We start from the raw sequence: 13667 nt of genomic DNA on the forward strand, positions 1-13667 counted from the left end.
AGCACAACAATGGTCACTTCGCCCGGCAGGCGAAAAGCGATGGCAAACGCCATTACGGAAAAACATTCCGCTAACCAGAGAGAGAAAAGCGAAGTGAAAGAGTGGTGAATGCTAATTAGACCATGGCAATAGTCTTATTTGGCAGGAAATTGATATCAAGTTAATAATATGATTATCAATGAATTAATTGATAATTTGTGTGCAAAATATTTACTCAGAGTTCCGGTTGCGCGGAATTCTGGCTTAGTAATTATCAGTAAAAATTATAACTACATAGCCTATTCGTTTAGTGAATAATTCTAGGTTCAACGCCGGCAATGCGCTAAAAATGGATTATCCTGCTGGTTATTTTTTGCTGTTGCGCACATCTTCTTCGGCCTGACGAATAATCGCTTTCGCCATCCACTGCGTCACGTCCTGAATACCGCTCAGCTCCAGTCCCCAAATATCTTTCAACACCAGGAACACTTCTGAACCGTAAATCAGCGAGAAAGCGTGGATCACGCGCTGCAGCGCCTCCGGCGGCAATTTATCCTGCAACGGCTCGACCGCCAGTTTCAGCAGGCGTTTGCGGTTACCGCGCACGAATTTTTCTCCCGGCGTGGCATTGGCCCACTGCTGCAGAGAGAGTTGCAACGCCGCACGCAGCGCGCCTTCATGCTGCTCCATCTGCGGGTAAGCAAAGGCCAGCAGCTGCTGAATGCGCAGCAGCGCATCATCATCATGCGGTTCCCACTGCAAAATCGGCCCCAGACTTTCCGCCACCACGGCGGTAATCAGCGCGCTTTGCGTCGGGAAGTAACGATAGGCGGTAGCGCGGGATACCTGAGCATGGGCGGCCAGTTCGGTGATCGACGGAAACGCGCCGTCATCGTACAGCTCCATCGCGCTGGCAAGCAGCAGTTTGCGCGTTCTGGCGCGCGTATGGGTTAGGGGTTCGTCCCGCGATGCGGGAAAAGCGGATAGCGACACATCGACCTCACACAAATCATACCGGCTCACAGGCGGCATAATGAAAAACCTGACAGGCAGGATCCTGGCCCTTCCAGCGTCGCAAAAGCGAACTATAAATGCAAAAAATGAGACGTTAGTCTCATTTATCGTTAAAAAGGACTTGCATTAATGATACCGCAGTCTCATTATGTATACAAATTCATCGGCTGTATCTAATTGTACCAACACCAGGGTTCCAAACTACTATTATAAGTTATCATTAGAAACAATCAGTTCGGCACTCATGGCCGGCCTTTCTTCAGGAACAGACGATGAGAAATACCCCAACCTTTGTCTATATTGCTACCACAGCAGATACCAAAGGACAAGAGTTGGCGTATGTGCGTGGTTTGATTGACAACCTCGGTTTACCCACCATCACCGTCGATCTTTCCACCCATAACATGCCCGTACGCTACCCGGCCGACATTTCGGCGGCCGACGTAGCCACTTTTCATCCGGAAGGCGCAACCGCCGTCTTTTGTCAGAACCGTGGTCAGGCTATCGCCGCCATGGCCATCGCTTTTGAACGCTTTATGCTGTCGCGCAACGATGTCGCCGCCCTGTTGGGCATGGGCGGCTCCGGCGGTACGGCCATGATCACCCCGGCAATGCAGCAGCTGCCTATCGGCCTGCCCAAGCTGATGGTCTCCAGTATGGCCGCCGGGGACGTTTCCGGCTATGTCGGCGCCAGCGATATCGCCATGCTGTATTCCGTGACCGATATTGCCGGCCTGAACCGCATTTCACGCAAGGTGCTGGGCAATGCCGCACACCAGATCGCCGGCGCAGTGCGCTTCCATACCGATGACGACGTGCTCAGCAAACCGGCCACCGGCTTGACCATGTTTGGCGTGACGACGCCGTGTATCCAGGCCGTGACCCGCGCCATCGAAGCGCAATGGGATTGCCTGGTGTTTCACGCTACCGGCAGCGGCGGGCAGGCGATGGAAAAGCTGATCGACAGCCGGCTCTTGAATGCGGTGTTGGATCTGACCACCACCGAGGTGGGCGATTATCTGTTCGACGGCGTGCTGGCCTGCAGCGAAGACCGTTTTGGTGCCATTGCCCGTACCGGTATTCCCTGCGTGCTGTCCTGCGGCGCCATGGATATGATTAATTTCGGTCATCCCAAAACCATCCCGGCACGTTATGCCGACCGGCATTTTTATAATCACAACACCCAGGTGACGCTGATGCGCACCACCGCAGAAGAAAATGCCCATATCGGGCGTTGGATCGGCGAAAAGCTGAATGCCTGCCCGGGAGAGATTCGCTTTGTGATACCGGAGGGTGGTCTCTCCTCACTGGATGCGCCTGGCCAACCGTTCTGGGATCCGCTGGCGCTGCGCGCCTTTGTCGACGCGCTGGAACAAACCCTGCTGCAGACCACGCGGCGCCGGTTGATTAAAACGCCCTATCATATCAACGACGTGCGATTTGCCGACGCGGTGGTGGCGCAGTTCCATGCCATCACCGCGGTAAAATAATTCCGCCGGGCCATTCTTCTCACCATACTGCGGCGTTAAAAATATAAATAAAAAAGGCCAGATCGCTCTGGCCCTGTTATTTTTATTTCGCACATTACACGGTTAATTACTCGGCAGCCTCGTGCTGCGCTTTCATTTTATTCATGTGCTCCATCATTTTCTGTTCGCGTTTCTGATAATTCTCATTGTATTGTTTTTTCTGCTCTGGCGTTAGCAGGTTATACATTTTATTTTCGGCTTTGGCGCGCGCCAGCATACGTTCGGAATGCGCCTTGCTCATGGCATCAATTTGCGCTTTGGCTTTGGCTTCATCAAAGCTGTCGGAGGCCACCAGCGTATGCAGCGCCTGGCGCTCTTCTTTCATACCCGGGCCGCGTTTCTGGTGCGCTTCTTTCATAATGTCGCGCATTTGCTGGCGCTGCTGCTCGGTCAGGTTCAGCCCCGCGAACGGGCCGCCTTTGCCCGGACCTTTATGGTGCATCATTTTCATCGGCGCGTTGTCCGCCCCGGCGGTGGTGGCGGTATCAGCCGCAAACGCCATGGAGGCGGAACCCAGCGCCAGAGTAGAGGCAACAAATAAAGCAGTCAGTTTACGCATAATCATTTCCTTAAAAATATTCTTTATCAGGAGCGCTGTACTTAACAGGCTCATCGTGTCGTCGGAGATAATAATAGGCGCAAGAATATAGATTAATGCGAAGGAGTGTAAACTTTTTAAAACCCAAAAAGGATTTATTCATCAATTATGAGCGAATTATGGAGATGGCGTCTGTCCTTTGGCAAGATTTATCCCATAACGAAAAAAAGCGGGATAAATAAGGTAACACGCGCCGATTAATTACGCAGTCTAATTTACGTTCGCGGCCGAATTTCCGCCATTTTTTGCCTGCCGGGCCGCATGACGCCGGGAAGTGGAGCAATTCCCGGCGTCGGGGTCAAATCCATGGCCGCTTTGGCTATAATGGTGAAGGTTATAGGTTTTTATATAAGGAAAGCGTGAGTAATGCCTACAGGATCTGAGAACACCCCCCAGCAGCGCCAAACGGGCGAGTCAGCCAAACCGCTGATCGACATCAAGACCGGGAACCACAAGATTGACCGGGGCATCTCCGGTTTTTCCCGTCTGGTGGAACATATCAAGGCCAGACCGGGCATTGCCCACCTGCTGCGTGCGGCCGAACGCTTTAACGACCGGCTGGGCAGCCAGTTCGGCGCCGCCATTACCTACTTCTCTTTCCTGTCGCTGATCCCGATTCTGATGGTGTCATTCGCCGCGGTCGGTTTTGTGCTGGCCTCCAATCAGGACCTGCTGACCGAGCTGATCAACAAGATTGTCGGCAGCATCAGCGACCCGACGCTGGCCAACACGCTGAAAAACACCGTTAATACCGCCATCCAGCAGCGCACCACCGTCGGCCTGACCGGTTTGGCGCTGGCGCTCTATTCCGGCATCAGCTGGATGGGCAACCTGCGTGAAGCGATACGCGCGCAGTCGCGCGACGTCTGGGAGCGTAACCCGCAGGATCAGGAAAAAATCTATTTTAAATACACCCGCGACTTTATCTCGCTGACCGGCCTGGTGGTAGCGCTGATCGTCACGCTGTCGCTGACCTCTATCGCCGGCTCGGCGCAGGCGGCCATCGTCCGCGCGCTGGGGCTGGATGGCATCGAATGGCTGCGTCCGGCGATGACGCTGATTGCGCTGTCCATCTCCATCTTCGCCAACTATCTGCTGTTTCTGTGGATTTTCTGGATGCTGCCGCGCCACAAGCCCAATAAGAAGGCGCTGTTCCGCGGCACGCTGATGGCCGCCATCGGCTTTGAAGTGATCAAGTTCGTGATGACCATGACGCTGCCGCAGGTGGCGAAATCCCCGTCCGGCGCGGCGTTTGGCTCGGTTATCGGGCTGATGGCCTTCTTCTACTTTTTTGCCCGTCTGACGCTGTTTTGCGCCGCCTGGATCGCCACCGCGCAGTATAAGGACGATAAATCTCCGCCGGCCAAACCAGAATGACCGCCGGCTAACTACGTGAATATACCGGTCATCGTCTGATGGCCGGTTCTTTATGCCAAAAACAGGCCTAAAAATCAGAAGATAACGCTAACCACACGCTTGCCGCCCCGCCAAAAGCAGCACAACGCACTACCCATCTACTTTTCTTTCCCTCTTTTCCAGCCTTTCCCACTGCCTTGAGGTATTTTTGTGACGTTAAACTCCACAGATAAACGCAAAGGTAAAACTTTAATCTTATTAAGCGTTTATTTCCCGCATTGTACAAAGTTACGCCATTGAAAAGGGGTTTTGCTGTGGCATAAGATGGCCTTTTACATAATGAAAATATAAGAAACAACTATGCAAGCCTCCATCACAACATCCGCCGACGCCAACGATGCGTCCGCACCAATCAATTCCCGGGGAAAAGTGCTGGTCGCTTCGTTGATCGGCACCGCTATCGAATTCTTCGACTTCTACATCTACGCCACCGCGGCGGTGCTGGTGTTCCCGCATATCTTTTTCCCGCAGGGCGACCCGACCACCGCCACCCTGCAGTCGCTGGCGACCTTTGCCGTCGCCTTCGTCGCCCGTCCGATCGGCTCCGCGCTGTTCGGCCACTTTGGCGATCGCGTCGGCCGTAAGGCCACGCTGGTCGCCTCGCTGCTGACCATGGGTATTTCCACCGTGCTGATCGGGCTGCTGCCAAGCTATGAAACCATCGGCGTCTTCGCCCCGCTGCTGCTGGCGCTGGCGCGCTTTGGTCAGGGCCTGGGTCTCGGCGGCGAATGGGGCGGCGCGGCGCTGCTGGCAACCGAAAACGCCCCGCCGCGCAAACGCGCGCTGTACGGTTCATTCCCGCAGCTGGGCGCGCCGATCGGCTTTTTCTTCGCCAACGGTACCTTCCTGCTGCTCTCCTGGCTGCTGACCGACCAGCAGTTTATGGCGTGGGGCTGGCGCCTGCCGTTTATCCTTTCCGCGGTGCTGGTGCTGATCGGCCTGTACGTGCGCGTCTCTCTGCATGAAACGCCGGTGTTCGCCAAAGCGGTGAAGGCGGGCAAGCAGGTGAAGATCCCGCTCGGCACCCTGCTCAGCAAGCATCTGAAGGTCACCATCCTCGGCACCTTTATCATGCTGGCGACCTACACGCTGTTCTACCTGATGACCGTCTACTCAATGACCTATGGCACCGCCGCACAGCCATTGGGGCTCGGCTATTCGCGAGAAAGCTTCCTGTGGATGCTGATGCTGGCGGTCATCGGCTTTGGCGTCATGGTGCCTATCGCCGGTCTGTTGGCGGATGCCTACGGCCGTCGTAGAACCATGGTGGTGATCACGCTGCTGATGATCGGCTTCGCCTTCCTGTTCCCGACCATGCTCGGCTCCGGCAACCAGGCGCTGGTGATGGCCTTCCTGCTGTGCGGCCTGAGCATCATGGGGCTGACCTTCGGCCCGATGGGCGCGCTACTGCCGGAGCTGTTCCCGACCGAAGTACGCTATACCGGCGCCTCTTTCTCCTATAACGTCGCCTCGATTCTTGGCGCGTCGGTCGCGCCCTATATCGCCACCTGGCTGAACGCCAACTATGGCCTGTTCTACGTCGGGATGTACCTGGCGGCGATGGCGACGCTGACGCTGATCGCCCTACTGCTGATGAAAGAAACCCGCCACCAGTCGCTGTAACCCCCTCTGCGGCCCGCTCCATGCGGGCCGCACGCCGCGCTGTTTTCTGTCATCAAAAGCATTTATCCTGCCTGCTTGACCTGCCCCGATAACGCGATCCGGATACCGATGATGACACTGCACCGCCGGCTGTTACTGCTGTTCCTTGTACTGGCATTAGCCCTCCTTGCACTCTATCTCTGGCTGAAACCCGCGCATCCTGACACGCTGTGGCACATCGTCAGCCAGCAGTGCCTGCCGAATCAGCAGCAGCATCACGATCCCGCCCCCTGCGCGCAGGTTGACCTGCAGCACGGCGCCGTGGTGTTTAAAGACCGCAACGGCCCGCTGCAGTACCTGCTGATGCCGACGGCAAAAATTACCGGCATTGAGAGCCCTGAACTGCTGACGCCGGCGGCGCCCAACTACTTTCTGCTGGCCTGGCAGGCGCGCCGCTTTATGGCGGAGAAATACGGAAAACCTATTGATGACGCGGCAGTCTCCCTGGCCATCAACTCCGCCTACGGCCGCACGCAAAACCAGCTGCATATTCATATTTCCTGCCTGGCGCCGGCGGTGCAAAAACGCCTGACGCAGGCGGAGCAAACCTTCACCCCGCGCTGGCAACCGCTGCCCGGCGGGCTGTTGCAGCACGACTATCTGGTACGACGGGTGACGCCGGGCGAACTGGCGCAGCAGGGTGCGTTTCGCCTGCTGGCCGGCGGCGTCGCCGGAGCCGGCCAACAGATGGGACATTACGGCCTGGCGATGACCGCCCTGTCAAACGGCGATTTCCTGCTGCTGGCCACCGAACGCAATCTGCTGCGCCTCAATCTGGCCTCGGCGGAAGAGCTGCAGGACCACGACTGCACGCTGTTGCAGCCGCGCCCCTGAGAAGCGGTTACTTTTTCTGTTTCATCTGCTGGAGAACCTGTCCGCACTGGTTGCTATCGGCGCCGTCGCTGGGCGATACCAGCGCCAGCAGCGCGGCGGCCGGCGTCACCACCACTCCCAGCGCCACGGCGGCCGCACCGCGCGCAATCAGCGGCCCGGCCTTCACGCCGGCGTCTGGGTGCTTGAAGGTGCCTTTCACATACAGTGGCGAACGCAGCGTCAGCACGCGCATGCCTTTACTCTCCGGATCGATGGACAGATCCAGCCGCTCGCTGGCGAAGTTGGCGTTGCCGGTGATGTTGATGATGGCGTTCTCGGTATCGAACACAAACAGCCTCGGCGTGGCTACGCCGTTGCGCACGCCGACGTCCGCCGCCGCGCAGTTGATGCCCACTTCATCATCGCCAAAGATCTGCGCCACCAGATAGTTACCGACGTTCAGGCCCAGAATCTCCATCAGGCTGCGGCTGATCATGCCGTCATTCACCAGCAGGCGCAGATCGCCGCTGCTGCTGCCCAACAGCGCCGCCACCGAGTTGCCGCTGCCGGTTAACGTCGCATCACCGTTCAGCTCTCCCAGGCTGCGCTTCATCGATTCCACATTCGGCAGCAGCTTCTTCAGTTGGAAGTTGCGGGCGTGCATATCCACCCGTCCGCGCATCGGCTGCTTGCTGCCGTCCAGCCGTACGGTTGAGTTCAGGTTGCCGCCCGCGACGCCAAAGCGCAGCGGATCCAGCAGGATCGCGCCGTTATCCAGCCGCAGATGGGTGTACAGATCGCGGAGCGGCAGGGCATCGCCATGTTCAATGCGTTTGGCGGTAAATTTGACGTCGGCATCCATCACGCCCCAGCTTTGGGTGGCGAACGTCTCGACCGGTAACGCCTTATCCGCCGGCTGCCGCGTTTTCTCGCCGCGGCCGGCCTTGGCCGTATTGCTGTCGGCGCCGATCAGCGGCGCCAGGTCGGCGAAGCGCAGCTGTTTGGAAAGCACATTGCCGCTCAGGCTCGGCCGCGGCCGGCTGGCGACATAGCGCAGGTCGCCGTGAATATCGCTGTCGCCGATTTTGCCGCTGAAGTTTTGGTAGCGATACACCGCACCGCCTTGTTCGTGCAGCCGGGCCGTCAGGTGTCCGTCGGTGGCATACGGCGGCGTATTGGGCAACAGCACGCCGGTCAGGCCATACAGATTGCCCAGGCTGTCGCCGGAAAACTTCAGCTGTAAATCCAGCCCGCCGAGATTTAACGGGTCGGTCAGGGTGCCCGCCACCGCCACGCGGGTCGCGCCGGAGCGAATATCAGCCTGCAGCGGGAACGGCAGGCCGGCATTCTGCAGCGACAGCATGCCGCCGATTTTACCGCTGCCGCTCAGCGGCTCGCCGTTATACTTACCTTTTACCTGCCAGCCAAACACATAATCCGGCGTAATCACCTGGCCCTTATCTTTCTTGCCGGTGACCTGGTTGAACGGCAGCGGCTTGCCCAGCGGGTCGATCACCGCATGAAAATCCGCCTTCAGCGTGGCGTCCTTAAACGCTATCTGCCCGCGGTCGAACACGATATCGTGAATATTCACCGACCAGTCGGACGCCGCGCTCTGCCCATCCTGCCCGGCACCGGCGAGGTTGAACGTCCAGTTATTTTCACCGTTGGCCAGACGCCGTAACTGCGCATCGGGACGCTGCAGCCAGATGCGCGGGATCAGCACTTCTTTTCTCAGCAGCGCCAGGGGCGCGATGCTGAGTTCGGCACGTTGCAGGCTGACCATATGATCGCCGGGAATAGTGTCCGGGTTGCCCAACACAATATCTTGCGCATGGATATACGGCCACGGCACCCAGGCGCGCCAGCCGCCCTCTTCCTGTTTACGCTGCCACGCCACGCCGAGATCGCCGCGGATGGCGAACGGTCGCTGCAGTTCGGCAGAGACTTTGTCATTAATCGTCGGCTTGAGGCGATTCCAGTCGAAGGTGGCGATAAAGACCACCAGCACGACCATGACCAACAGCACCATGCCGCCGATCCCGCTGATTATTTTTCCCGTTTTGCTCATCGTCACTTCCCTACTATCCGTTGCGTACGGCCGGTTTGTGCTAATTGATTAGCGGCCGCTCTCCCTAAGCCTAGTTAAGGATAAGGCAGACTTCACCCTTTTGGCCTGCGCTGCCCGTCGCGCACGTTAACCGGCGCTAACCGATCGTTTGGCGATCGCCGCAAAAAACAAATTAAAACACCATTTCATTTCTATTGACTCCTCGCCTCCCAACCGTAAGACTGGCATTAACCCCGCCCACCTTTATTCAGGGATTAGCATGACTTGCAAAAATATTGCCGTAATCGGCGAATGCATGATTGAGCTGTCGCAGAACGGCGCCGCCCTCAGCCGTGGTTTTGGCGGCGATACGCTCAACACCGCCGTCTATCTTGCCCGTCAGACGCAGCGCCAGGCGCTGAACGTCCACTATGTCACCGCGCTCGGTAACGACAGTTTCAGTCAGGAAATGCTGCGCGCCTGGCAGCAGGAAGAGATCGACACCACCCTGGTGCAGCAGCTGGCGGATAAACTGCCGGGGCTGTACGTGATTGAAACCGACGCGGCCGGCGAGCGTACCTTCTATTACTGGCGCAATGACGCCGCCGCACGCTATTGGCTCGACGGCCCGCAGGCCGACGCCATTTGCCACCGGCTGGCGCAGTTTGATTATCTGTATCTCAGCGGCATCAGCCTGGCGATCCTGTCCGCCGACGCGCGCGGCAAACTGATGGCGCTGCTGCGCCAATGCCGCGCCAACGGTGGCCAGGTCATTTTCGACAATAACTATCGCCCGCGGCTGTGGGCAGACCGGGACGAAGCGCAGCAGGCCTATCGCGAGATGCTGTCCTGCACCGACACCGCGTTTCTGACGCTGGACGATGAGGATGCGTTATGGGGGGCATTGCCGGTGGAACAGGTGGTGCAGCGCACCCGCGGTTTCGGCGTGCGGGAGATCGCGATCAAACGCGGCGCCGACGCCTGTCTGGTCTATCTGCATGATGAGACGCCGCTGGAGGTCGCGGCGGTGAAACTGGCGCGGGAACAGGTGGTTGACACCACCGCCGCCGGCGACTCCTTCAGCGCCGGCTATCTCGCCGTGCGCCTCAGCGGCGGTACGCCACAGCAGGCGGCGGAGCGCGGCCATCTGACCGCCAGCACGGTGATTCAGCACCGCGGCGCGATTATTCCGCCGGCGGCGATGCCGGCCTGACAGCGCGATGGATGCGGGCACCGACGTGCCTGCAGGTAAGATACGGCTGGGGATTGAACAGCGGTTAATTACGCCGCCGCAGAACGTCAGCCAATAAAAAAGCCGGCACTCTCTGCCGGCTTTCCATGCTTGCTGCGACGCTTAGCCTGCTACGGCGATGCGTTTCATATCGGTCATATAGCCGCGCAGTTTGCGGCCTACCGCTTCGATCGGGTGGTTGCGCACTGCTTCGTTGACATCGCGCAGCTGAGCATTGTCCACCGCGGTTCCCGCGACGGCTTTGCCCAGGTCGCCCGCCTGCAGCGTGGTCATAAACTCTTTCAGCAGCGGCACCGCAGCGTTGGCAAACAGGTAGTTGCCGTACTCGGCGGTGTCGGAGATCACCACGTTCATTTCATACAGACGCTTACGGGCGATGGTATTGGCGATCAGCGGCAGCTCGTGCAGCGACTCATAGTACGCCGACTCTTCGATGATGCCGGAATCCACCATGGTTTCAAACGCCAGCTCAACGCCCGCTTTCACCATTGCCACCATCAGCACGCCGTTATCAAAGTACTCCTGCTCGCTGATTTTGCCTTCAAACTGCGGCGCGTTTTCAAATGCGGTTTTACCGGTCTCTTCACGCCAGGTCAGCAGCTTCACGTCGTCCTCCGCCCAGTCGGCCATCATGCCGCTGGAGAACGCGCCGGAGATGATGTCGTCCATGTGCTTCTGGAACAGCGGCGCCATGATGGTTTTCAGCTGCTCAGACAGCGCATAGGCGCGCAGTTTGGCCGGGTTGGACAGGCGATCCATCATCAGGGTGATGCCGCCCTGCTTCAGCGCTTCGGTGATGGTTTCCCAGCCGTACTGGATCAGTTTCTCGGCGTATGCCGGATCGGTGCCTTCCGCCACCAGCTTATCGAAGCACAGCAGCGAGCCTGCCTGCAGCATACCGCACAGAATGGTCTGCTCGCCCATCAGGTCGGATTTTACTTCTGCCACGAAGGAAGACTCCAACACGCCGGCGCGATGGCCGCCGGTCGCCGCCGCCCATGCCTTGGCGATCGCCATACCCTCGCCTTTCGGATCGTTTTCCGGGTGTACGGCGATCAGCGTCGGTACGCCGAAACCGCGTTTGTACTCTTCACGCACTTCGGTGCCCGGACACTTCGGCGCCACCATCACTACGGTGATGTCTTTACGCACCTGCTCGCCCACTTCAACGATGTTGAAACCGTGCGAGTAGCCCAGCGCCGCGCCGTCTTTCATCAGTGGTTGCACCGCGCGCACCACGGAAGAGTGCTGCTTGTCCGGCGTCAGGTTAACCACCAGATCGGCCTGCGGGATCAGCTCTTCATAGGTGCCCACTTTAAAGCCGTTCTCGGTGGCCTTGCGCCATGACGCGCGTTTTTCGTCGATCGCTTCCTGACGCAGAGCGTACGCCACGTCCAGGCCGGAGTCGCGCATGTTCAGGCCCTGGTTCAGACCCTGAGCGCCACAGCCGACAATCACCACTTTTTTCCCTTTCAGGTAGCCCGCCTCATCGGCAAATTCGTCGCGCGCCATAAAGCGACACTTACCCAATTGCGCCAGCTGCTGACGCAGGTTCAATGTGTTGAAATAGTTAGCCATGGTGCTACTCCAGTTAGATGTTGTGTATTGCATGTTATTTTCATTCCCCGCCCTGTCTGTGCGGAGATTCGTTAAGCTCAATGTATAACAGGATTTGCGTTGCTTAAATTGATATATTAAGAACATCACGTTGCAATTTATGCAACACCATCGCTGCGAGCATACTAATATGGACTTACGCGATTTAAAGCTGTTTTTGCATCTGGCGGAAAGCCGCCATTTCGGCCGCACCGCCAAGGCGATGCACGTCAGTCCCTCCACCCTGTCGCGCCAGATTCAGCGGCTGGAAGAGGGCGTCGGCAAGCCGCTGTTTCTGCGGGACAACCGCACCGTGCAGCTGACCGACGCCGGTGAACTGCTGAAGGTGTTCGCCCAGCAGACGCTGCTGCAGTATCAGCAGCTCAAGCACGCGCTCGGCCAGCATGGCCCGTCGCTCAGCGGTGAACTGCGCCTGTTCTGCTCGGTGACCGCCGCTTACAGCCATCTGCCGCCGATCCTCGATCGCTTTCGCGCCCAGCATCCTCTGGTGGAAATCAAACTCACCACCGGCGACGCCGCCGATGCGGTGGATAAAATCCAGTCCAATGAGGCGGACCTCGGCATCGCCGGCCGGCCGGAAAGCCTGCCGGGCAGCGTCGATTTCACCAAAATCGGCGAAATTCCGCTGGTGCTGATTGCGCCGGCGCTGCCGTGCGCGGTGCGCGCCCAGGCCTTTGCCGAACAGCCCGACTGGGCCAATATTCCCTTTATCCTGCCGGAGCACGGCCCGTCGCGAAAACGCATCGAGCTGTGGTTCCGCCGGCACCGCATCAGCAACCCACTGATTTACGCCACCGTCGGCGGCCACGAGGCCATCGTCTCGATGGTGGCGCTGGGCTGCGGCATCGCGCTGATCCCCAGCGTGGTGGTGGACAACAGCCCGGAGCCGGTGCGCAACCGTATCTCGCAGCTGGACAATATCTCGATGGTGGAGCCGTTTGAACTGGGGGTCTGCGTACAGCGCAAACGCCTTGGCGACCCGCTGATCGAAGCGTTTTGGCGCCTGCTGTAGCGCCGCGCGACGGCTACAGGTCGGCCGGGTCGATCTGCTTCATCGCCTCCACTTTCATCAGCCAGTGGTAGAGTGGCTCCAACTGCTGGAAAGCCTGCGTCAGCATCGGCGCCAAATCGGCGCTGAACAGTTTTTCCACCTGACGATCGCTGGCCATCACCGCGAAGGATTTGCGCTGATACCAGTGGGCAATCTCCGCCGCCTGCCCTTTGACCAGCGGACGTTTGTAACTCTCGCCCACCAGCTCGAACGGCGGCCGGCAGCAGGCCGCCGCCGCCAGAAACTGCTGCGGCTGCCGCTGCAACGTATGACGGAACAGATCCATCGTCGGCTTGTTGGCGCTGTAATAACCCAGCCCGTAGCGCAACATGTCCGGCCCCAGCTCAAAGAAATAGACCGGCGCGTCTTTCCAGTCTTTGCTCGGCCGTTTGAAGGTCAGCCACATGCGGCTGCGGTAGCGGGACTTATCGTGGGAAAAACGCGTATCGCGGTGAATACGCGACAGCGTTTTGCCGATCGCCGGCCGGGTCTCAAACTGCGGGTCGATCGCCAGCATCGCCGGCGCCAGCTGTTCCACCAGCCTGCGAAACGGCGTTAACAGCGTTTGTTCGTACAGCGCGCGGTGCGCCTCAAACCACGCTTTGTCGTTTTCAATCCGCACCTGCTGCAGGAAGTCCAATCCCTGCTGACTAAATCCGGCAAACTGCTGCGCCATGGCTTCTCCT

Annotated in this window: 11 protein-coding genes; 6 read left to right on the forward strand and 5 right to left on the reverse strand. The window is 58.5% G+C overall.

Annotated elements, in window-relative coordinates; all coding sequences use genetic code 11:
• Window positions 1–345 precede the first annotated feature (345 nt).
• The gene (locus D781_RS21205; RefSeq protein WP_015962271.1) at window positions 346–1011 is read right to left on the reverse strand and encodes a TetR/AcrR family transcriptional regulator; all 666 of its coding nucleotides are present in this window, start codon (window positions 1009–1011) and stop codon (window positions 346–348) included.
• A gap of 254 nt (window positions 1012–1265) precedes the next feature.
• Here D781_RS21205 and D781_RS21210 point away from each other — a divergent pair, with 254 nt between their 5' ends.
• Window positions 1266–2483 (forward strand): Tm-1-like ATP-binding domain-containing protein, encoded by a 1218-nt coding sequence (locus tag D781_RS21210; RefSeq protein WP_015962272.1) that lies wholly within the window; start codon window positions 1266–1268, stop codon window positions 2481–2483.
• Window positions 2484–2589: 106 nt separating this feature from the next.
• On the opposite strand, the gene spy is transcribed toward D781_RS21210, so the two are convergent.
• Complete coding sequence (spy, locus tag D781_RS21215) at window positions 2590–3081, reverse strand: ATP-independent periplasmic protein-refolding chaperone Spy (protein ID WP_015962273.1); 492 nt, start codon at window positions 3079–3081, stop codon at window positions 2590–2592.
• Between the two features lie 405 nt (window positions 3082–3486).
• On the opposite strand from spy, the gene yhjD reads away from it, so the two are divergent.
• The 3 genes from yhjD (at window position 3487) to D781_RS21230 (ending at window position 7032) form a co-directional block, all read left to right on the forward strand.
• The gene (yhjD, locus tag D781_RS21220) at window positions 3487–4497 is read left to right on the forward strand and encodes an inner membrane protein YhjD (RefSeq protein WP_015962274.1); all 1011 of its coding nucleotides are present in this window, start codon (window positions 3487–3489) and stop codon (window positions 4495–4497) included.
• 339 nt (window positions 4498–4836) lie between these two features.
• Entirely contained in the window at window positions 4837–6159 is a 1323-nt protein-coding gene (locus tag D781_RS21225) for an MFS transporter (RefSeq protein ID WP_015962275.1), read from the forward strand.
• Window positions 6160–6270: 111 nt separating this feature from the next.
• Complete coding sequence (locus D781_RS21230; protein ID WP_071823913.1) at window positions 6271–7032, forward strand: CDP-diacylglycerol diphosphatase; 762 nt, start codon at window positions 6271–6273, stop codon at window positions 7030–7032.
• 7 nt (window positions 7033–7039) lie between these two features.
• Here the strand turns inward: D781_RS21230 and D781_RS21235 are convergent, their stop codons facing one another.
• Window positions 7040–9082 carry an AsmA family protein gene (locus D781_RS21235; protein WP_015962277.1) on the reverse strand — a complete coding sequence of 681 codons (2043 nt, stop codon included), beginning with the start codon at window positions 9080–9082 and terminating at the stop codon, window positions 7040–7042.
• Window positions 9083–9341: 259 nt separating this feature from the next.
• Here D781_RS21235 and D781_RS21240 point away from each other — a divergent pair, with 259 nt between their 5' ends.
• Window positions 9342–10274, forward strand: a complete 933-nt coding sequence (locus D781_RS21240) for a sugar kinase (protein ID WP_015962278.1) — start codon at window positions 9342–9344, stop codon at window positions 10272–10274.
• A gap of 141 nt (window positions 10275–10415) precedes the next feature.
• On the opposite strand, the gene ilvC is transcribed toward D781_RS21240, so the two are convergent.
• Window positions 10416–11891 (reverse strand): ketol-acid reductoisomerase, encoded by a 1476-nt coding sequence (gene ilvC / locus D781_RS21245; RefSeq protein WP_015962279.1) that lies wholly within the window; start codon window positions 11889–11891, stop codon window positions 10416–10418.
• Window positions 11892–12060: 169 nt separating this feature from the next.
• Between ilvC and ilvY the strand changes: the two genes are divergently transcribed.
• Window positions 12061–12942, forward strand: a complete 882-nt coding sequence (gene ilvY / locus D781_RS21250; protein WP_015962280.1) for an HTH-type transcriptional activator IlvY — start codon at window positions 12061–12063, stop codon at window positions 12940–12942.
• A gap of 13 nt (window positions 12943–12955) precedes the next feature.
• Here ilvY and D781_RS21255 read toward each other — a convergent pair whose 3' ends face one another.
• On the reverse strand, window positions 12956–13657 hold the full coding sequence (locus D781_RS21255; RefSeq protein ID WP_015962281.1) for a DUF2461 domain-containing protein: 702 nt from the start codon (window positions 13655–13657) through the stop codon (window positions 12956–12958).
• Between the last annotated feature and the right edge of the window lie 10 nt (window positions 13658–13667).

Source organism: Serratia sp. FGI94 (genome assembly GCF_000330865.1).
Taxonomy (GTDB): Bacteria; Pseudomonadota; Gammaproteobacteria; order Enterobacterales; family Enterobacteriaceae; genus Serratia_B; species Serratia_B rubidaea.